Annotated in this window: 18 protein-coding genes; 13 read left to right on the top strand and 5 right to left on the bottom strand. The window is 39.1% G+C overall.

What is annotated here, in order from left to right:
• Positions 1-164: 164 nt before the first annotated feature.
• Positions 165-2,273 carry a M3 family metallopeptidase gene (locus tag M0R16_03745; GenBank protein ID MCK9611996.1) on the top strand — a complete coding sequence of 703 codons (2,109 nt, stop codon included), beginning with the start codon at positions 165-167 and terminating at the stop codon, positions 2,271-2,273.
• A gap of 632 nt (positions 2,274-2,905) precedes the next feature.
• On the opposite strand, the gene M0R16_03740 is transcribed toward M0R16_03745, so the two are convergent.
• Positions 2,906-4,240 carry a T9SS type A sorting domain-containing protein gene (locus tag M0R16_03740; protein ID MCK9611995.1) on the bottom strand — a complete coding sequence of 445 codons (1,335 nt, stop codon included), beginning with the start codon at positions 4,238-4,240 and terminating at the stop codon, positions 2,906-2,908.
• Between the two features lie 298 nt (positions 4,241-4,538).
• Here M0R16_03740 and M0R16_03735 point away from each other — a divergent pair, with 298 nt between their 5' ends.
• A complete protein-coding gene (locus tag M0R16_03735) occupies positions 4,539-6,389 on the top strand; it encodes a tetratricopeptide repeat protein (protein MCK9611994.1) in 1,851 nt (616 codons plus the stop codon).
• 341 nt (positions 6,390-6,730) lie between these two features.
• Here the strand turns inward: M0R16_03735 and M0R16_03730 are convergent, their stop codons facing one another.
• Complete coding sequence (locus M0R16_03730) at positions 6,731-7,336, bottom strand: NUDIX domain-containing protein (protein MCK9611993.1); 606 nt, start codon at positions 7,334-7,336, stop codon at positions 6,731-6,733.
• 22 nt (positions 7,337-7,358) lie between these two features.
• On the opposite strand from M0R16_03730, the gene pyrE reads away from it, so the two are divergent.
• From pyrE to M0R16_03705, 5 genes are all read left to right on the top strand, one after another.
• Entirely contained in the window at positions 7,359-8,000 is a 642-nt protein-coding gene (pyrE, locus tag M0R16_03725; GenBank protein MCK9611992.1) for an orotate phosphoribosyltransferase, read from the top strand.
• A gap of 1 nt (position 8,001) precedes the next feature.
• On the top strand, positions 8,002-8,415 hold the full coding sequence (locus M0R16_03720) for a hypothetical protein (protein MCK9611991.1): 414 nt from the start codon (positions 8,002-8,004) through the stop codon (positions 8,413-8,415).
• Positions 8,416-8,544: 129 nt separating this feature from the next.
• On the top strand, positions 8,545-9,408 hold the full coding sequence (locus tag M0R16_03715; protein MCK9611990.1) for a hypothetical protein: 864 nt from the start codon (positions 8,545-8,547) through the stop codon (positions 9,406-9,408).
• A 511-nt stretch (positions 9,409-9,919) separates the two neighbouring features.
• Positions 9,920-10,588, top strand: a complete 669-nt coding sequence (locus tag M0R16_03710) for a fibrobacter succinogenes major paralogous domain-containing protein (GenBank protein ID MCK9611989.1) — start codon at positions 9,920-9,922, stop codon at positions 10,586-10,588.
• 167 nt (positions 10,589-10,755) lie between these two features.
• Entirely contained in the window at positions 10,756-11,673 is a 918-nt protein-coding gene (locus M0R16_03705; GenBank protein MCK9611988.1) for a T9SS type A sorting domain-containing protein, read from the top strand.
• 62 nt (positions 11,674-11,735) lie between these two features.
• Here the strand turns inward: M0R16_03705 and M0R16_03700 are convergent, their stop codons facing one another.
• The gene (locus M0R16_03700; protein MCK9611987.1) at positions 11,736-12,473 is read right to left on the bottom strand and encodes a biotin--[acetyl-CoA-carboxylase] ligase; all 738 of its coding nucleotides are present in this window, start codon (positions 12,471-12,473) and stop codon (positions 11,736-11,738) included.
• Positions 12,474-12,573: 100 nt separating this feature from the next.
• Between M0R16_03700 and rsfS the strand changes: the two genes are divergently transcribed.
• The 6 genes from rsfS to M0R16_03670 are packed head-to-tail and all read left to right on the top strand — an operon-like array spanning position 12,574 to position 17,627.
• On the top strand, positions 12,574-12,951 hold the full coding sequence (rsfS, locus tag M0R16_03695) for a ribosome silencing factor (protein MCK9611986.1): 378 nt from the start codon (positions 12,574-12,576) through the stop codon (positions 12,949-12,951).
• Positions 12,952-13,005: 54 nt separating this feature from the next.
• Positions 13,006-15,264, top strand: a complete 2,259-nt coding sequence (ftsH, locus tag M0R16_03690) for an ATP-dependent zinc metalloprotease FtsH (GenBank protein MCK9611985.1) — start codon at positions 13,006-13,008, stop codon at positions 15,262-15,264.
• 17 nt (positions 15,265-15,281) lie between these two features.
• Positions 15,282-15,932, top strand: a complete 651-nt coding sequence (locus tag M0R16_03685) for an LUD domain-containing protein (protein MCK9611984.1) — start codon at positions 15,282-15,284, stop codon at positions 15,930-15,932.
• 5 nt (positions 15,933-15,937) lie between these two features.
• A complete protein-coding gene (locus M0R16_03680) occupies positions 15,938-16,141 on the top strand; it encodes a DUF2007 domain-containing protein (protein ID MCK9611983.1) in 204 nt (67 codons plus the stop codon).
• Positions 16,138-16,968: a phosphatidate cytidylyltransferase gene (locus M0R16_03675; protein MCK9611982.1), complete on the top strand. Its 831-nt coding sequence runs from the start codon at positions 16,138-16,140 to the stop codon at positions 16,966-16,968. Before M0R16_03680 ends, M0R16_03675 begins: the two co-directional genes overlap by 4 nt.
• A complete protein-coding gene (locus M0R16_03670) occupies positions 16,965-17,627 on the top strand; it encodes a phosphatidylserine decarboxylase family protein (protein MCK9611981.1) in 663 nt (220 codons plus the stop codon). Before M0R16_03675 ends, M0R16_03670 begins: the two co-directional genes overlap by 4 nt.
• A 10-nt stretch (positions 17,628-17,637) precedes the next feature.
• Here M0R16_03670 and M0R16_03665 read toward each other — a convergent pair whose 3' ends face one another.
• Both M0R16_03665 and M0R16_03660 read right to left on the bottom strand, forming a co-directional pair.
• Positions 17,638-18,504 carry an RNA polymerase sigma factor RpoD/SigA gene (locus tag M0R16_03665; GenBank protein MCK9611980.1) on the bottom strand — a complete coding sequence of 289 codons (867 nt, stop codon included), beginning with the start codon at positions 18,502-18,504 and terminating at the stop codon, positions 17,638-17,640.
• 147 nt (positions 18,505-18,651) lie between these two features.
• Positions 18,652-20,100 carry a Do family serine endopeptidase gene (locus tag M0R16_03660; protein ID MCK9611979.1) on the bottom strand — a complete coding sequence of 483 codons (1,449 nt, stop codon included), beginning with the start codon at positions 20,098-20,100 and terminating at the stop codon, positions 18,652-18,654.
• Between the last annotated feature and the right edge of the window lie 50 nt (positions 20,101-20,150).

The raw sequence follows: 20,150 nt of genomic DNA, 5'->3' as shown, positions 1-20,150 counted from the left end.
GGATTGATTTTTAATACAAATATAAAATTAAAAATTTGATAATGTCAATCATTTTAACATGAATATAAATTTATTTGTTGCGTATTTTTTACATGATGATTTTGTAACTTTGCCTTCCTTTATTTATCAAAATGATAATTTATAACTAAACAAAAATTTAACCAATGAAAAAAACATTAATTATGATGGCTTTAGCCGCAATTATTTTTGGGGCGTGTAACTCCAAAAAAGCAAATGACAATCCGTTTTTCTCGGATTATGACACGCCTTTTAAGGTGCCTCCTTTCGACAAGATTGATACCACGCATTTTATGCCTGCCTTTGAAGAGGGCATGAAACAACAGAATGAGGAAATCGATAAAATTGTGAACAATTCCGAAGCACCGACATTCGACAACACTATTCTACCGTTTGACAAATCCGGTTATCTGTTATCAAAAGCTGCGTATGTGTTTTTTAACCTGACGGAATCAACCACAAATGAGCGTTTGCAGGCAATAGAACGGGAAATAAGTCCTCGCTTTTCGAAACACAACGATGAGATTTACATGAATGCCAAGCTTTTTGAACGCATTAAGGCGGTTTATGAGAAACGTAAAGAAATGAACCTTGATGAACAGCAGATTCGTGCCGTAGAGAAACATTACCGTGACTTTGAACGCCTTGGCGCCAATCTTCCCAAAGATAAGCAGGAAGAACTGAAGAAGATCAACGAAGAGCTTTCTACACTCACAACAAAATTCGGTGAAAACCTATTGGCAGAGAATAAAAATTTTCAGATGGCCATTGATAAAAAAGAAGACCTGGATGGTTTGCCACAAAGTTCTATTGATGCTGCCGCTGAGGCCGCCAAAGCTAAAAACATGGAAGGCAAGTGGTTGTTCACCATCGACAAACCCAGCATGTTGCCTTTCCTGACATATGCCAAGAATCGTGATCTTCGCGAAAAGCTTTACCGTGGTTACTTTATGAAAGGGGATAACGGCAACGCAAACGATAACAATGAAGTGATCGCTAAAATGGCAAAGCTCCGTGTTCAGAAAGCCAAATTGCTTGGTTTTGATAGCTATGCCGCTTATGTCATTGATGACAACATGGCTAAAACACCACAGGCTGTTAATGATTTTCTGGCAAAATTATGGGCGCCTTCGCTTGCTATGGCTAAAAATGAATTAATTGAAATGCAGAAAATCATTGATAAGGAAGGCGGAAAATTCAAACTTCAGCCGTGGGACTGGTGGTATTATGCTGAAAAAGTCCGTAAAGAAAAATATGATCTGGATGAAAATGAAATGAAACCATACTTCAGCCTTGATAATGTGAAAAACGGGATTTTCTATGTAGCTAACAAACTCTATGGCATTACTTTCGATAAGTTAACCAACCTCCCGGTTTATTTTAATGACGTTGAAACGTATGAGGTGAAAGAAGCCGACGGAAAACACCTTGGAATAATTTATTTTGATTATTTTCCGCGTGATTCCAAACGCGGCGGGGCATGGTGCGGCGGCTTTGAATCAGCAGGATGGCGCGACGGAAAAAAAGTTGATCCTATTGTATCTATCGTTTGCAACTTTACAAAACCAACAGGAGATACTCCTTCGTTATTGACCTGGGACGAAGTGGAAACCATTTTCCATGAATTCGGACATGGTTTGCATGCCCTGTTCACCGAAGGAAAATACAGCCGTACTGCAGGGAATGTACCCCGTGATTATGTGGAACTTCCTTCTCAGTTTATGGAAAGTTATGCCAGCGAAACAGAAGTGCTGAAGTATTATGCAAAACATTACAAAACCGATGAAGTGATTCCCAACAAACTGATTGAAAAGATTCAGAACAGCTCAAAATTTAACCAGGGGTTTGATATGACCGAGCTGCTTGCCGCTGCTATCCTGGATATGGACTATCATAACCTGACAGAGCCCACAGATATCAATATTAAAGAATTTGAAAAAGCAGCCATGGACAAAATAGGTTTGATACCTGAAATATTGCCGCGTTACCGTTCCACTTATTTTTCACACATCTGGGGCGGTGGCTATGCTGCCGGTTATTATGTGTACCTCTGGGCCGAAGTCCTCGTGGCCGATGCCTATGAAGCGTTCAAGCAGTCGGGCGATATATTCAATAAAGACCTTGCAACCAAATTCCGCAAATACTGCCTGCAGGAATCCGGCGATGGCGAAGGTATGGATCAGTACCGCAAATTCCGTGGGCAGGATCCTGCTATTGAACCTTTACTGAAGCGCAGAGGTTTAGATCAGAAATAACATTTTCAATTATTTCAAAGATAAAAGGCACGGAGAGATTCGTGCCTTTACTTTTTTACAAATTGGCGGAGCCAGTTAAGATAAAAAAACTAAGGATGAAGCCTAAGCAAAATTATTCAAATAAAATATTTTATACCGATACGGTATCTGTAATAGTCCAATAAATTGTACTATAACAGTTACTCTATCGGCATTATACAATATAAAGATGGGTTAAATTATATCAAGTAATTGTATTAACCCAAATTACTCAATAGGTTTTTTTCTAATATTTAGAAACTCTTTTGTTTTTGAATTTATATATTACTATTGCTATCAAAATCAGATATAAAAACTTCGAGTTACACTGAGCATCCCGATTTATCGGGATTGTCGAAGTGGGGCTCTTAGGGAAGAGTATTTTTATTATTAACATACGGTCGACTTACCTACCTGCATGCAGGGTACTCCGGCAGGCTGGGACACGAAACTGCTTTTACTGTCGTTTCAGGAGTTTCGGCTCAGTCTGACAGGTGAAATTTTAAATTTATGCTTGCTATTAAAAAAATCATAACAGTTTCTTAATCTGACTTTTTTTTAAAAAAAAAGCCCGAATCATCCGGGCTTTTTCTTGTTTAAAACAAATCAAAAATTTATTTGATGATAATTTTCATCGTTTTTGTGTTGTTATTGTTTGTGAGGCGAAGCAGATAAATGCCTGAAACCTGATTCGTCATACTGATAGTGTTTTTGCCTTTTACCAATATTTGCTCAGAAATAATTCTGCCTGTTATATCGGTGATTTGCATCAGGAAATTATCATCGGCATCAATCACAAAATTTCCGTTTGAAGGGTTGGGATAAACCGTAAAACCTGATAAAAATTCTTCCACAGAAACACTAACTTCTGTTCCTGTAATCAAAATGTCATCAATACGGTCAGTCCCGCCGGCGCCCACTGAGCCTGATGCAACGGATGTTTCTGAAGTCATTAGCCATCTGATTTGAAGGGAACTTTGGTTATTACATGCTACAGGCAAAGGAACTTCATTCAGGACACCGGAAGTGAAGTTTGCTCCAACAGTGATAGTAGCACCGGGAATATCTGTCCAGTTTGTGCCATCAGTACTGTATTGTGCTTTGAAGTCGCGGGGACCGGTATTTGAACCTCTTTGTTTTGAGCTTAATATAATGTTTTCATACCCAAGTGTGCTACATGTAACCATCCAGTATTTGGTGTCAGTGCCTTCGTTCCATGCCTCGGCGTTAGCAGCGTATGTGCCTGTTCCACCAGCGCCTGTTACCCATCCGGCGAAAACACTTCCTCCAACCAGAGTTATTGGAGCAATATCAATGTTGGAAGTAATGCCGTCATCGGCAGTATAAGGATTGGAAAGAAATGTAGCATCGTCAGTAATGAGTTCTCTTTTGGTGCTGTTTTCAAAATTCCAGTTGGCAATCACCACAGGAGGTGGAGGGGTCAGAATAGCTGTAATTGTAAAACTCAGTATGGTGCCTTCATCAAAAGACAGGCTAAGTATTATTTCGTCATTTTCTGCGAGCAACACAGCGGCAAGATAAGTACTATATATGGTTAGTGTATTACCTGAGACATCAAAGTCAGTACCTTCTATAAGTGTAAAGGGCGTAAGCTGGTTGTCAGCAATAGTTGTAATTGCTGTTGCTGCATTCCAGGTTATGGTGGTGTTAACGTCATCAGCAAAAGCGAGGTCAAAGGTTGTGCTGTCGGGGCTTATAACAGGAGGGAGTATTTCTTCTATCAAAATATCATCAACATACCTTTCATGTGCATAATTTCCTTCATATCTAAAAGCTATTCTTACTGTATCACCGGCATAAGTTGTAATATCTGCAAACTCCTGTTCCAATGCATCATTCACTGTTGAGGTTGTTTTGTTTTGGCCCCAGGTGTTCCAGGCTAACAATATGAAAGCCGGAAGTAAAAAAAGTAATTTTAAATGTTTCATAATTAATTATTTATTTGGTTTATGGTACAAATATATTATATTTTTTTTGCTTTTAAAAAGCAAAAAAATAAAAAAACTGAAATTGTGTTATTATATAGGGTGTTTAAATGCACGTCAACATTTATTTGTTGATAAATAAACAACAATAAAAGGCTATTTTTGCTGTTATTTCTCTAATTAATCCACTCGTATTTTCTCTGTTATTTTGAATTTTTACAAGAAAAATATTTTATTATTTTTTGCATTTACAGTATTATTAGGCCTTTCAGCTAATGCCCAGTACAATATTGAGCACTATATGATGAAGGGGCAGGAGAGGATACAGGAAAACGATTATACCGGAGCCATATTGTTGTTTAACAAGATAATTGATGAGGTGCCGGAAAACCATCATGCATATTATTTCAGAGGTATTGCGAAAATGGAATTAGGGGATAATCGTGGCGCTCTGGCGGATTTTGAAAACTCAACCCGGATTCATCATGGCTTCAGTCCTGCATTTTATTATCTGGGTATCATAAAAACATTACAAAATGATTATTTTGATGCAATATCAAATTTCGACAAAGCCATTGCGTTGAACAGCTCCAGTTCGGATTATTATAATGCAAGAGGTTACACCCGGACACAAATGTGGGACAGCATCCATGCACTCGAAGATTTTAATATGGCGCTTTTGCTTAACCCTGCCAATGTCAACGCATACCTTAACCGGAGCATCCTGTTTATGAGCGTTAAAAAATACGAAAAAGCACTGGCTGACTGTAACAAAGCCATTACCATTGAGCCGGCAAACTACAATGCATATATTTTGCGAGGGCAGATTAAACTTTTTCTGGCCGATTCTGTGAGCGGGAGAGATGATTTCAATTTCGTCGTATCCAAAGACAGCTTAAATGTGATGGCATACTACTATCTTGCAGCATACTACCATAGCAGGCAGGAATATGAAAACGCTCTGCATAATTATGCAAAGGTTATTGAACTGAATCCTTTCAATGCAGAATGTTATTATAACCGGGCCTGCCTTTATGCAGAGCATGAGCAATATTATGATGCCCTTTCAGATTTCAACCGGGTAGCAGAACTGAACTCTGATAATCTTTTTGCTTATTTTTACCGGGCGCAGATAAAACATCAGTTGAACGACTACTATGGCGCAATTGATGACTATTCTAAGGTAATCACTCTCTATCCGGCATTCTACTACGCTTATTTTTTCAGAGCGGCTGCCTATCAGGAAGTGAAGAATTACAGAACCAGCCTGGAAGATAAAAAAATGGCTGAAATGCTTATGTCCAGGAATGATTCCATACAATATAGCGAGGAAGAGATAGCTTCATTTAAAAAACTTTTTGAGTTCAGGACAGAGTTTGAGAATACTGATACTACGCGCGGCAAGATTCAGTTCAGGCCTTATGAAATAATCATGAAACCCTTGTTCAGCATCAGCCTTACTGAAAAAATTAATGTCCATTCTAATAACATTTACAATACAGAACTGGAGGCGCTCAATAAAATTAAACCCATGGCGTACAAATGGATATTCACAACAGGGAGCGCTATTGTGGATGTTGAGAAACTGCCTGACGAACGAAAAAAAATTGACTCCATCGTACTTGCGGGTTCTGCTTCGGAGGTATGTGAAATCTGGGATTGCCTTCTTGCCGGCTCCATGGTAAATTACAAAGAATTTCTGAATACTTCGGCGCAAATCAGTGATACTTCTGCCTATGCTTACCTGATTGATTTTTTTAAAGGAAATATGCATTTTGCCTTAGGCCGGCACGAAGAAGACGAACAACTTAACAGGCAATTATTCATGCCGCCTGCAAGCACAAAAGACAACAATTATTACCTGCAGTCGCTGCTGGATTTTTCAAAATCCATAGAAAAAAACAGCACATTTTGCTTTGCTTATTATAACCGTGCTTATGTGAAATGTGTGTTGAATGATTTTGGTGGCGCTGTGCTGGACTATACCGTGAGCATATTTTACAATAAAACTTTTGCAGAAGCATATTTTAACCGCGGAATTTTATTTTTGTTTTTGGGCGAAAAAGAAAAAGGGTGTACAGATATCAGCAAAGCCGGCGAACTGGGCATAAAAGAAGCCTACAATGTTTTATATAAACATTGCAGAGAATAAATCGTTTTTACCCGGAAACGTCATTACAATGTGCTGATTTACTTACGCTTATATGATTAATTTTTCAATGACGGTCTTTAGAAATAAATTTTTAAATGACGAATTTGTGTTTAAAACCTTAGTGATGCTTTTTTATAGCGGCGAAGGGGTTTGCTGACGTATCAAAAACTCCTGCTTGTGTTTTTTTGTAGTCAGTAAGAGTATCTACCAGTTGGCGGGTTACTAAAAACGGCTGCGAAGAAACAAAATACAAAACAACCAAAATAGTTAGTAATATCGCATAAAAAAACGCTTCTTACAATATTTTAAATTTACAACTTTCAATTTAAAATTTCCAATCTCTAATCTCCAATCTCTTCAAATTCCTTAATCAGGTCCTTAATAAGAGGGTACGTATTACGGATGATATCACTCATTTCATGTGAGGAAACCCATCTTAATTCTGTTATATCTTCCTCTGCTTGTGGATGTAAGGGCTCATCTTTGTCGGCAAACATCTCATACCAGTATGTTTTTTTGAGTATTTGTATTTCCTTTTCGGTATAGGTGTGATAAGTACAAGCAGTTTTCCGAAGAATTGCAAGCGTTTCAAGTCCCGTTTCTTCTGTTACTTCGCGTAATGCGGCATGTTTTTTTGTTTCTTTTTTATCGACCTTGCCTTTTGGCAAATCCCATTTTTCTCTTCTGAAAATAAATAGTATCCTGTCATCCTTATTTCTTACTATGCCTCCTGCAGCTTTCACAATCTTATATTTTTTAGCAAAGGCTTTAAATAATTTTTTTGGGCTTCTGTGAACAAAATATAATTTGTTGTTTTTATTGTCGCTAATAAATTCTATGATGTTGTTATTAATTCTATTGATATCAGGGTCGGTCAGAAAAAGTGATGTATTATGTTCATTAACAATGTCTTTCTTCTTTGTGAAGAAAATTTCTTTGTCGTTCATGTAAACTTTGTACATTTGTCGCATGAAAAAATACAGCGATGCTTTATTAAAAACTGCAGAATACCTCTTGCAAATTAAAGCAATAAAACTGAATCTGCAAAAACCATTTACCTGGGCATCAGGATGGAAATCCCCGATATATTGCGACAACAGAAAAACTTTGTCTTACCCTGCGGTTCGCACCTATATCCGCCAGCAATTTGTCGGTATTATCAATGATGAGTTCGGTAGCCCGGACGTTATCGTAGGTGTTGCTACCGGCGCTATTGCTCATGCCGCGCTGGTGGCACAGGATATGGGATTGCCTTTAGCATATGTGCGTTCGGCGCCCAAAGATCACGGGCTTACAAACCTGATAGAAGGCGTGGTGGAAAAAGGACAGTCGGTGGTGGTTATCGAAGACCTTATTTCTACGGGAGGCAGCAGCCTCAAAGCAGTAGAAGCCCTGCGAAATGCAGGATGTAATGTGAAAGGCATGGTCGCTATATTTACATATGGGTTTCCTGTCGCTGAAGAAGGTTTTGCTAAAGCAAAATGCCCCTTGTTTACCCTATCTCATTATAACGCCTTGCTGGAGCAAGCTGTGGAAAACAATTATATAAACGAAAGAGACCTTCCGCAACTGGCAAAATGGCGCGAAGCTCCCGAAAAATGGGGGAAGTGATATGGCACAGATAAAAAGTGAAAAAACAAAAATCAATAAGCCGGCAGAAAATATCTACGGTTTTCTTTCCGATTTCAACAACTTTAAAACCCTCATGCCCGAGCAGGTCGGCAATTGGAAATCAACAGGAGACACCTGCAGTTTTGACATTAGTGGCATGGGCTCCCTTGCTCTCAAAATGACCGAAAGAATCCCAAATTCCAAATTAAGGATAGTCCCTGACACCGGCACGAAAATACCTTTTACTTTTGAGCTGGTATGTTTACTCAATGCTACAAGTGAAACAGAAACAGAAACGGAATTCATATTTGAACACGAAATGCCTCCCATGATAAGCATGATGGCCTCGCGGCCGCTGCAAAATATGGTGGATATCTTTGGGCAGAAGCTCAAAGAGTATTTTGAGAAGAGTTAGAAGGTGGGGGTAGAGGGTGTAAGGCAATAGGTAAGGGTAGAGTTTGCGTTTGCAAATGTTTTTTCTTTTCCCCAGTACGCGCGTGTTCGCAGAATTAGCACTGCAAAACATGCATAATACCTTGAAAAAATGAAAACAACACTTTTATGGATTTGCGTTATATTAATCGTTTGCACAGGAATTTCCAAGGCATTTTCGCAGGATGTTATCCGCCTGAAAAACGGGAATGAAATCAAAGCCTATGTCAAAGAAATTGAAACCGAGGTTATAAAGTATAAAAGATTTGATAATCCGGAAGGCCCATCTTACTCATTGCAAAAATCAGAAATCTCTGTCATCATCTATGCCAACGGAACCCGTGATGAGTTTGATGTATTGCCGGGGTATACCAACGGAACTTTTACTGATGCCCGCGATGGTAAAACCTATAAAACGGTAATTATTGGCAACCAGACCTGGATGGCCGAAAATCTGGCTTATAAAGCTACCAAGGGCTGCTGGGCCTATGATGATAATGAGGCCAACGTAGCCAAATACGGCTATTTATATAACTGGGAAACGGCCAAAACCGTTTGTCCTGTCGGATGGCATTTGCCCAGCGAAGCGGAATTTATTGCGATGATTCAGCATTTGGGCGGAAAAAAGGAAGCGCCGGCGAAACTTAAATCTGCCACAGGCTGGGCTGTCAGAGTAGAAAATGACTCTTTGACCGCCAAACAAAAAGCATGGCAGGCCAAAAACTGCATAGTGGCTGATGGCAACGGGAATAATGAAAGCGGTTTTTCTGCGCTGCCCGGCGGATGGCGGGGCGGACCAAAGGCATACAGCAAAATAGGCGAAAATGGCTATTGGTGGAGTGCAACGCAGGACACGGATTATAATGCCACCCAAACCTCCTGGTCGTTGACACTATACTCACGCTTCAGCTACCTCGACTGGACCTGCCTGGCAATGTGGGATTTTGCATATTCAGTTCGATGTGTTAAGGATTGAGCGCATTTTTTACTTTGCGTCGGCATTAGCCCTGGCTAAGTAATACCAATTGTATTTATTTTTTAGTCAAAAGACAAAAAATAAATTACAATGGTTAGTGCCGATGCTACATGAAAATAGTCCAATAAGAAAAAGGCGACATTGGACTATATTGAATGTGCAATCGGTAAAATGTATTTTCTGTGCCTGCCAAAAAGCGGAAGATGCAAAAAATACTTCCGAGAAAAACTTTCCGAGTTTTATATCAATTCAAATAATTATTATATTTGTTGAGACGATTACAAACGCTTATGCCAAAGGCATCCCTATGGGACAAATGATTGCAAACGGATATTAAAAAAATTAAAGTGCTAATAATAAGTAATTTAAGATGTTAAAATGGAATAAACGTAACCGTAAACTAAAGTAAAAATAAACGTAATACGCTAACACAGGCGTTAGCGTTCATTGGATTAGGAAACAGACAAATGAAAAATTCAAATAATAATTATTAATCATTAAAAAGAAAAAAATGAGACATATAAAGGGAATGTTAATTGTACTTTGCTTTATTGTGATAGGAAATTCATTAATTAAAGCACAAACTGAGCAATCAGTTAAAGATTTTGATGGTAATGTTTACAAAACTGTAAAAATCGGAAATCAAACATGGATGACTGAGAACTTAAAAACCACTCATTTCAACGATGGTACAGCAATACCTTATGTGACCGATAATACGGACTGGGTCTATTTAACTACACCTGGTTATTGCTGGTATGAAAACAATCCCAATAGCAACAAAAACACTTATGGCGCACTTTACAACTGGTGGGCTGTAAAATCAGACAAACTTTGTCCAAAAGGCTGGCATATACCCACAGATGCTGAGTGGATTACCTTAATAGATTTTTTAGGAGGATTAAGTATTGCCGGTGGAAAGATGAAAGAAAGTGGTTTAAAACATTGGGAAAGTCCTAATACCGGAGCTACTGATGAATACGGATTTACAGCACTTCCAGGAGGTTACCGATTTAGTGGCATCTTCACCCTCATTAAATGGAAGGGCTACTGGTGGAGTTCTACTGAATACAATACAGACAAAGCATGGTACATGATCATTCTCAATAATTACGCCAATATATACAAAAATGTCGACTGGAAGAGAAGTGGATTATCTGTACGTTGTATTAAGGATTAATAAAAACCAACGAAACGCTAACTTTGTGCTGCTGCCAGCGGGAAAACTGTCCTGCCGGACACTTAAGCGGGACATCAAAACGTGCAGTGTCCGCCGGACACGCCCGTTTGACGCCCCGCCATGCAGCAGCACATGTCCGTTATGCACCATAAAAAAAGAAAAATACCATGAGAACAAAAATCTTTCTATTTGTAGTAGCAACATTCCTGACAATTCATGTTTTTTGTCAGACGGTAACAGACATTGATGGTAATGTTTACAACAAAGTTATTATAGGCACACAGGTTTGGTTAGGTTCAAACCTCAAGACAATAACATTCAACGATGGGTCTCCAATACCAAATGTTACAGTTGATTCCGTTTGGATTAATCTTACAACACCTGCATATTCATATTATAACAATGATTCTACGACATTTAATGCCACGTATGGTGGATTATACAACTGGTATGCTGTAACTACCTATAAAATTTGTCCGACAGGCTGGCATGTACCAACCGATGCTGACTGGGTTACGCTTATTGGATATCTAGGTGGCGAAAGTGTAGCTGGCACAAAATTAAGAGAAGCTGGCACATCCCATTGGATGAGCCCAAACTATGCAACAAATGAAAGCGAATTTACTGCATTACCCGGTGGTTTTCGTGAATTTGCAGGAGGTGAATTCGTTGGAATTAATTATGAAGCTGATTTCTGGACATCAACTATAGCGTATCCAACTACTGCTTGGGGTTACAATATATTGTACTTTACAGCAACTGTATATAGAGTATCTCATAGTTGGACTAATGGTTTAAGCATTAGATGTGTTTGTGATACTCTGACAAGCAATATAAATGATTATGAACTTATTAAAGAAATAGACATATATCCAAATCCAGCTGTTGATAAAATTACAATTGACGCTGTTGGTAAACAAAACCAAAACTTTTATATTTATAGTATTGATGGAAAACTAATACTTCAAGGCGTTTTATACAATAATAAGCAAGAATTAGACATTAGCACTTTGAAGAAAGGCATGTACATTATTATATTTTCATGTAATGACAGGACATTGCAGAAAAAGATAATAAAAGAATAATTTACGGTGCATAACCCCCAGTACGCGCGCGTTCGCAACGCGTGCAATAGGGCAACGGCCCGTTAGTCCAAAATCATTTTCACCCGGTTCATATCACCTTCAATAAGTTCTCCATCCGCTGTTTCAAGCTGTATCCATCCGTATTCGTTCACACCCTTGAGCTTTGCATGTACTTGTTTCCCGTCATATTCAAACAAGTTTGTTCTCCCCAGTTTGTATAAAGCATTTCTGTAATCATTGTCAACGGGCGCTTTTTTGCCCTGCCTAAGTTGGCTGTAACGCACATCAAAAAGTGTAAGAAATTTTTCAAGAGCTTCTTTGAGATTGGTTTCTCTGTTCAGGTAGTTTATCAACGAAACCGCTGAACTCAGTTCCGAAGGGAACTGTTGCTGGTTCACGTTCATGCCGATACCGATTATGGCGTATTTAATAAGGTTTTCCTGAACGCACAGCTTTATGAGTATTCCCGCAGCTTTCTTGTTTTCAATAAATATATCATTGGGCCATTTGATACTGATACTCTGCATGGGAAGCATTTTTCTTAACAGGTCAAGTGCGGATAATGCTACGGCTTTGTTAAGGTAGAACTGCTGAGTTGCAGGTAAAAAATCAGGGAAGCAAACAATGCTGAATGTGAGGTTTTTACCCGGTTCCGACAACCAGACATTTTTACCCTGGCCCTTGCCGGAAATCTGGTTGTTTGTTATAATACATAATGGCTCGTTAACAGCACCACTCTCAATAAGCTTCTCGGCATGATTGTTTGTCGAGTCGGTTTCTTCAAGGAAGATTATTTTCATTTTTGTGTGCCGGAATTTTGCACAAGTCTCTTTGTACTATTAATTTATTAACAAATATTGATAAAAATAAGTAACTTTGCAAATTTACAAAAATTTGCTGATGCCAAGAAAGAGAAAACAAACGGAAGATGAGCGTCTTGCCAATATCATAGCTGAAGAAATGGCCGAAAAAAAAGGCAGAAATGTGGTATGCATTGACTTCTCGAACCTGCATAATACTTTCTTTTCGCATTTCGTTATTTGCCACGGTACATCTCGTGTGCAGGCCGAAGCTATTGCCGATGCCGTGGAAGCAAAAGTGCGGAAAGAAATGGGACAGAAACCTTCACACCGCGAGGGTTTTCAAAATGCCGAGTGGATATTGCTCGATTATGTGGATGTGGTGGCTCACATTTTTCAGGATAAAACCAGGCAGTTCTTTAAACTCGAAGAATTATGGGCAGACGCAAAGTTGAATTATATTGAATCGGAAAAATAAAAAACAGAGAGATACAACATGGCTAACGAACAGAATCAGGATAAGAAAAACACTATGTTTTCCAATAAACCGGGAGGGAAAAAGAAATTCAGCTTTTACTGGATATATGCCTTGCTCGCAATAGTTTTTATTGGAATGAATTTTTTCTTTTCGGGAAGCGGTGGCGTAAAGGAAACCACGTGGAATAAGTTTGTTTCATACCTCGAGAAGATGCAGGTTGAAAAAGTTGTTGTTGTAAATAAAGAAAAAGCTGAAATTTATATCACAAAGGAAGCCCTAGCAAGTGATACGGCTTTTAAAGAAGTAGCCAGTAAAAAAGGCTTTGGCAGCAGTTCTTCCAACAAGGGGCCGCATTATATATTTGAGATATTGTCACCTGATAATTTTGAAAGCAAGGTGCGGGAAGTGGAAAAAACAATAATGCTGAACGACACCATTGGTAAAACTGCAGAAGAGAAAACCATTATTATGACCCGCATACCTGTAGATATCATACCCGAAACACGCCGCAATTGGGGCGGAGATATTCTGGGTTGGGTAATACCCATTATGATATTGATAGTTGTGTGGTTTGTTATTATGCGAATGATGGGCAGAGGTACCGGGGGCTCGCAGATATTCAATGTGGGCAAGTCCAAAGCACAGCTTTTTGATAAAAACACCAGTAGTTCGATAACTTTCAATGACGTTGCCGGACTTGAGGAGGCCAAAGTAGAGATTATGGAGATAGTGGAGTTTCTTAAAGACCCCAAAAAATATACACAGCTTGGTGGAAAAATTCCTAAAGGAGCTTTGTTAGTGGGTCCTCCGGGAACAGGCAAGACTTTGCTTGCAAAAGCCGTTGCCGGTGAAGCAAAAGTACCTTTTTTCTCATTGTCAGGTTCCGACTTTGTGGAAATGTTTGTTGGCGTAGGTGCCTCGCGTGTGCGCGACCTTTTTAAAACCGCCAAAGAAAAAGCTCCCTGTATTGTGTTTATTGACGAAATAGATGCCATAGGCCGTGCAAGAGGTAAAAATCCTATGACGGGAGCCAACGACGAAAGAGAAAATACTTTGAATCAGTTATTAACTGAAATGGATGGCTTTTCGAGCAATGCCGGAGTTATTATTCTTGCCGCTACCAACCGTGCCGACATACTTGACCGCGCCCTTTTGAGGGCAGGGCGTTTCGACAGACAGATACATGTTGAATTGCCGGACCTGGAAGAACGGAAAGCGATATTTAAGGTTCATATGAAACCTCTGAAGCTTTCTCCGGAAATAGATGTTGATTTTCTTTCACGCCAGACACCGGGTTTTTCGGGCGCTGACATTGCCAATGTATGCAACGAATCGGCATTGATAGCCGCCCGCAAAGAAAAGAAAACTATTGACAAACAGGACTTTCTTGATGCCATTGACCGTATCGTAGGGGGGCTGGAAAAGCGCAGCAAAATTATATCCTCAGAAGAAAAAAAGGTGATAGCCTATCACGAAGCAGGGCATGCGTCCATCAGCTGGCTGGTTGAGCATGCGGCGCCCTTGGTAAAAGTTACTATTATTCCTCGGGGAAAAGCCTTAGGCGCCGCATGGTATCTTCCCGAAGAAAGGCAAATTACCACTGCGGAACAGATGTGCGACGAGCTTTGTGCCATCATGGGAGGCAGGGCTTCGGAAGAAATAAATTTCGGAAAAGTATCCACAGGAGCTCTTAACGACCTGGAGCGCGTTACAAAACAGGCATACGCCATGGTTATGTATTACGGCTTAAATAAAAAAATCGGCAACCTGAGTTTTTATGATTCCTCAGGGCAGCAGGAATATGCACTTACAAAACCATATAGCGAAACAACGGCGCAAACAATTGACGAAGAGGTCCGAAAAATAGTGGAAACCGTATATGAAAGAGCAAAAAAGATAATCAGGGACAATAAACCAAAGGTGAAGGCCCTGGCCAACCTCCTGCTTGAAAAAGAAGTGATATTCCGCGAAGATGTGGAGCATATTTTCGGAAAACGAAAATTTACCGACCGCCACAATATTGACGATATTGCCAGAGACATTGAATTTACATTAAAAAGAAAATCTACAGAACAGGAGGCAAAAACCCCTAAGGCAAAACGAAAACCAAGACCCCCCAAAAATGTAAATTCTGAACCAAAAATATTTCAGGAACCCGAAAATGAAGATTTGCAGCCACCTGAATCATTATTTCAGGAAGCAAGAGACACAGAAATAAAACCCGAAATAAAAATAGAAACAGAAGCAAAAGCAAATGCAAATGAAGATAAGGAATTGACATCGGAAAACGAAGCAAGGGAAGAAAACCAGTAACCGTTAAAGCCCCACCTATGGAAGAATATACCTCAAGGGAAAAAGTATTGAAGAATGTACGAAATGCCGGCATCCACAAAGCGGAATGCCCTTACAGCGAAATTGATTTTTCTTCTCAGGTATTTAAGCAACCGGAAGCACCGCTTGATGTAGCTTTCGCTAAAGCTTTCACTGCGATAGCCGGTAAGTTTGTCTATTGTGCTGATGAAAAAGAGTTTTTTTATAACATCAAAGCTTTTGCTGAAGAGTACAAATGGCATCAGCTTTACTGCTTTGAGGAAATTATCAAGCAGATGCTTACTGTTGCCAGTGTGCCATTTCATCAGGATGTGAATACAATTACAGAAGCTGAACAGGGGATTACTTTCTGCGAATTTCTCATAGCAAGGCTGGGAAGCATTATGGTTTCATCGGCACAGGCCTCGGGGCGCCGCCTTATTGTTTATCCCGACACTCACATTGTAGTGGCCTATTCTTCTCAGATAGTTGCCGACCTCCCCGACGCTTTGTCAGGTATAACAGAAAAATATAAAGACAATTTGCCATCCCTGATTTCTGTCATATCAGGCCCCAGCCGCACTGCCGATATAGAAAAAACTCTGGTTATGGGAGCACACGGCCCGAGAGAACTGTTTCTTTTCTTAATAGATGATAATACATTCGAATAAAAAAAATGGGAAGTGACTGGGTAAATATTTATGAGAGTAATAAGTCTTATGAGGTTGAAATTATTAAAGGAATGCTTCTGGAAAATGAAATTGAAGCACTTATTGTCAATAAACAGGATTCTATATACCTTTTTGGCGAATTTGAATTATATGTTTTGCAGGATAATGTGATTAAAGCCAAATCACTGATTCATAATTTTAATCTGTGAAAAAAGTTATCATACGTACAATTACCGGCCTGATATTTATAAGTATCGTTATTGCATCGGTTTGCTGGAGTATATATTCATTCATGTTGGTTTTTTTGCTTGTTACCATGTTGTGCCAGCATGAATTTTATTTTTTAATACATTCTGACAACATCAAACCACAAAAAATTGCAGGATTTATTTTAGGGGCATTTTTATTTTTAAGCGTAGCTTTATATGCACATAATATTTCAGGTTTTGGATTGGTTCTGTTAAATATCCCTCTGGCTTGTTTAATATTTGTTGCAGAGATGTACCGCAAACATGAAACCCCTTTCACTAACATTGCCATAACATTACTTGGCGTGTATTATATTGCCCTGCCCTTATCACTGCTTAACTTTTTTTACAGTCCTTTTCAGATAACTGGTGAATTCAGGGTACAGCTTCTGCTGGGCTTTTTTATCATTACCTGGGTCACAGAAACAGCAGCTTATGTTGCGGGCAACTTATTTGGAAAACATTTGTTGTTTCAACGCATTTCTCCTAAAAAAACATGGGAAGGAATTATTGGGGCTGTTTTATTTGGGATAATTACAGCATTTATCCTTTCTATGGTGTTTAAAGATTTTCTGTTCTGCCACTGGCTTGCAATAGCAATGCTCATTATTTTAGCCGGAACTTTTGGCGACCTCGCAGAATCTTTGTTTAAACGTAGTTGTCAGGTAAAAGATTCCGGCAGTTTATTGCCCGGTCATGGCGGCATGCTCGACCGTTTCGACAGCATTTTGTTTGCAGCTCCTTTTGTTTTTTTATACATTTATATTTTTATTGCTAACAGCCTATGAAAATACACAAAGAAGGTAAGGTTATCATACTGATTTTTATTCTGATATTTTTCGCTATAAATATCCCCTTATTTTTATTTTTTCAGGATTATCTTTTGTTTGATATACTGATGCTTGCTTTTACGTTTATCTGGCTCATTATTATCATACGTTTTTTTAGAGAGCCTTCGCGGGATTTTGTTTTAGATGATAAGATTATTTTTTCCGGCGCTGACGGCGTGGTTGTTGCTATTGAAGAAATTAATGAAGAAAAATATCTGAATGAAAAACGCATTCAGGTTTCGGTTTTTATGTCGCTAAATAATGTGCATGTTAATTGGTTCCCTGTTAGCGGGAAAGTCATTAAAACAGAAGATTATTATGGAAGGTATTTTGTTGCCCGAAAACCAAAGTCTTCATATATGAACGAGCAAACAACCACCATCATAAAACCCGAGGGGCGGTCACCGATTCTGGTCAGACAAATTGCCGGCTTTGTGGCAAGGCGTATCATATGTTATGCAGAAGAAAAAATGCAAGCAATGCAGTGTGACCAACTGGGGTTTATAAAATTTGGATCCCGTGTGGATATTCTTTTACCTTTGGATACCGAGATATTGGTAAAAATTAAGGATAAAGTCCGCGGAGGAATAACTCCTATTGCCCGTTACAAAGATTAAAAGGTAAATTTTACTGTCCTAAATACGCTTTTAACAATTTACTTCGTGAGGTGTGCTTCAATCTTCTGATGGCTTTTTCTTTAATCTGCCTAACGCGTTCACGTGTCAGGTCAAATTTTACGGCAATTTCTTCAAGAGTAAGCCCGTGGTTCATGCCAAGGCCAAAATACAGGTTAATGACATCCCTTTCTTTATCCGTAAGTGTGGATAAAGAACGCTGTATCTCTCTTGATAAAGATTCGTACATAAGGTTATTATCTGTAGTTGGGCCGTCTTCGTTCATATAAACATCTATGAACTTGGTTTCTTCGTCCTGAGCTAAGGGAGCATCCATGGAAACATGCCTGGTGGAGATTTTCATTACCGCATTTATTTTCTCCTGAGGAATATCTAAAGATTCAGCAAGTTCATCGGGAAGGGGAGGACGTTCAAATTTTTGTTCGAGGCGTGATAATTCTTTGGAAATACGATTTAAGGATCCAACCTGATTCAGAGGCAAGCGGACAATTCTGGATTGTTCTGCAAGCGCCTGCAAAATGGATTGGCGTATCCACCAAACGGCATAAGAGATAAATTTAAAGCCTCTGGTTTCATCAAAACGTTTGGCGGCTTTTATCAGTCCAAGATTACCTTCATTAATAAGGTCGGGAAGGCTCAAGCCCTGATTTTGATATTGTTTCGCAACAGAAACAACGAAACGCAGATTGGCTTTAGTCAACTTTTCAAGTGCTTCCTGATTTCCTGCCTTTATCTGCTGAGTCAGCTTCACTTCTTCATCGGCTGTGATAAGTTCTTCACGGCCAATTTCCTGCAAATATTTGTCAAGGGAAGCCGTTTCCCTGTTTGTGATTGATTTTGTTATCTTTAATTGCCTCATTTAACAGAAACCTTTCTTGTAAATAATTGATTTTCAGTAATTTAATTTTGATGGGAAACGGGTACAAAGGTACAACTTTTTTCTGTAACCACCAAATCTTTTTATAATGTCTTATAAATGACTGTTTACGAATTGAAACATTTATTGTTACAGTGCAAAGGCAAAATATGCCTGCATCCCATTTGAATAAATGCCTTCAATTAACACGGCTCCTTGTTTGCTTGAGAGAATATTGGTTACATCGTTCACCGTTTTCATTGTTTTATTATCAATGCGCGTAATAATAAACCCTTCCTTAATTCCTGCATTAGATAATTTTCCGCGTTCTAATTTGCTTATTTTAACTCCGTTATTTATTCCAAGGCGGGTTTTAGTGTTTTCATCAATCTCAGTAAGCGTTGCCCCGAAAACATTTTGGCTTTCAGCACTTTTATTGAGGATGGCAGTGCCTCCCTCCCTGTTTTGAAGTGTTAGAGTGAAATTTTTTTCTTCATTTTCCCGAAGCACGGTAACATCAATTTTGTCTCCCGGCCTTTGGCGGATTAAAATTTCTTTCATTTCGGATGAACTGTGGATGTTATTCCCGTTGACTTTAACAATCACATCGCCCTGTTTAATGCCTGCAATTTCTGCGGAGCCGCCTTCGTAAATGGATTGCACATAAAGACCGTTTAAATCCTTAAGTTTTTTTGCTTCTGCCAGCTTATTGTCGAGGTCAGTAAAACTGAGTCCCATAAATGCCCGTTGCACTTGACCGAATTCCATAATGTCTGCAATGATTTTGCGAACGATATTTGAAGGTATAGCGAAAGAGTACCCTGTGAACGAACCTGTATTGCTGGCAATGGCTGCATTGATACCTATAAGTTCGCCAGTGGTATTTACCAGTGCCCCGCCGCTGTTCCCCGGATTAATGGCTGCATCTGTTTGTATAAAAGATTCAACAGTAGTTTTGTCTCCCCAGATATTAATATCTCTTGCCTTGGCACTGACAATTCCTGCTGTTACGGTAGAGGTCAGGTTAAAGGGGTTGCCTACAGCAAGAACCCATTCCCCGATTTTAACTTCATCGGAGTTTCCATAGGTGATATAGGGCAGATTATTTTCTTCAATTTTAATTAAAGCCAGATCAGTCCCGGCATCAGTGCCAATAATTTTTGCTTCATAAGTTCTTTTATCATTTAATGTGACCATTATTTTAGTAGCTTCATTTACAACATGATTATTGGTAACGATGTACCCGTTTTCAGAAATTAAAACACCTGAACCCATAGTTTCAATGGGTGTGTTGTTATAACGCCGCTGGTTGAAAAAGTTAAAAAACGGGTCATAACCGAAAAACTGGTCATAATATGAATTTTTATAGTAATACTGAGTCTGTATATGAACCACGGCGTGTATTGTTTTTTCTGCAGCTGCCGTGAAATCAGGGTTTGTTGAGAAAGACGCATGACTGAATGATGCCGGATAAGCAGGCAACTGATTTTTAAAATAGGTCTGTATATTTTGGTTTTTATTGTCGGCATACCTGAAAGCCAAAATAGTTATGAGGCTCGTTGCCAGAGCAATTCCGATGGTTGTTACTATTCTTTTCATTGCTTTTTATTTTGAAATTTTTTTCTATCAAATTCTATACCTAATTTTTA

The sequence above is a fragment of the Bacteroidales bacterium genome (assembly GCA_023228145.1).
Classification (GTDB): Bacteria; Bacteroidota; Bacteroidia; order Bacteroidales; family CAIWKO01; genus CAIWKO01.
This window is presented reverse-complemented; position numbering and strand designations above follow the sequence as displayed.

Coding starts and splice junctions, on each gene's coding strand:
- M0R16_03745 (MCK9611996.1), top strand. CDS start 165: ATGAAAAAAACATTAATTATGATGGCTTTAGCCGCAATTATTTTTGGG.
- M0R16_03740 (MCK9611995.1), bottom strand. CDS start 4,240: ATGAAACATTTAAAATTACTTTTTTTACTTCCGGCTTTCATATTGTTA.
- M0R16_03735 (MCK9611994.1), top strand. CDS start 4,539: ATGATGAAGGGGCAGGAGAGGATACAGGAAAACGATTATACCGGAGCC.
- M0R16_03730 (MCK9611993.1), bottom strand. CDS start 7,336: ATGAACGACAAAGAAATTTTCTTCACAAAGAAGAAAGACATTGTTAAT.
- pyrE (MCK9611992.1), top strand. CDS start 7,359: ATGAAAAAATACAGCGATGCTTTATTAAAAACTGCAGAATACCTCTTG.
- M0R16_03720 (MCK9611991.1), top strand. CDS start 8,002: ATGGCACAGATAAAAAGTGAAAAAACAAAAATCAATAAGCCGGCAGAA.
- M0R16_03715 (MCK9611990.1), top strand. CDS start 8,545: ATGAAAACAACACTTTTATGGATTTGCGTTATATTAATCGTTTGCACA.
- M0R16_03710 (MCK9611989.1), top strand. CDS start 9,920: ATGAGACATATAAAGGGAATGTTAATTGTACTTTGCTTTATTGTGATA.
- M0R16_03705 (MCK9611988.1), top strand. CDS start 10,756: ATGAGAACAAAAATCTTTCTATTTGTAGTAGCAACATTCCTGACAATT.
- M0R16_03700 (MCK9611987.1), bottom strand. CDS start 12,473: ATGAAAATAATCTTCCTTGAAGAAACCGACTCGACAAACAATCATGCC.
- rsfS (MCK9611986.1), top strand. CDS start 12,574: ATGCCAAGAAAGAGAAAACAAACGGAAGATGAGCGTCTTGCCAATATC.
- ftsH (MCK9611985.1), top strand. CDS start 13,006: ATGTTTTCCAATAAACCGGGAGGGAAAAAGAAATTCAGCTTTTACTGG.
- M0R16_03685 (MCK9611984.1), top strand. CDS start 15,282: ATGGAAGAATATACCTCAAGGGAAAAAGTATTGAAGAATGTACGAAAT.
- M0R16_03680 (MCK9611983.1), top strand. CDS start 15,938: ATGGGAAGTGACTGGGTAAATATTTATGAGAGTAATAAGTCTTATGAG.
- M0R16_03670 (MCK9611981.1), top strand. CDS start 16,965: ATGAAAATACACAAAGAAGGTAAGGTTATCATACTGATTTTTATTCTG.
- M0R16_03665 (MCK9611980.1), bottom strand. CDS start 18,504: ATGAGGCAATTAAAGATAACAAAATCAATCACAAACAGGGAAACGGCT.
- M0R16_03660 (MCK9611979.1), bottom strand. CDS start 20,100: ATGAAAAGAATAGTAACAACCATCGGAATTGCTCTGGCAACGAGCCTC.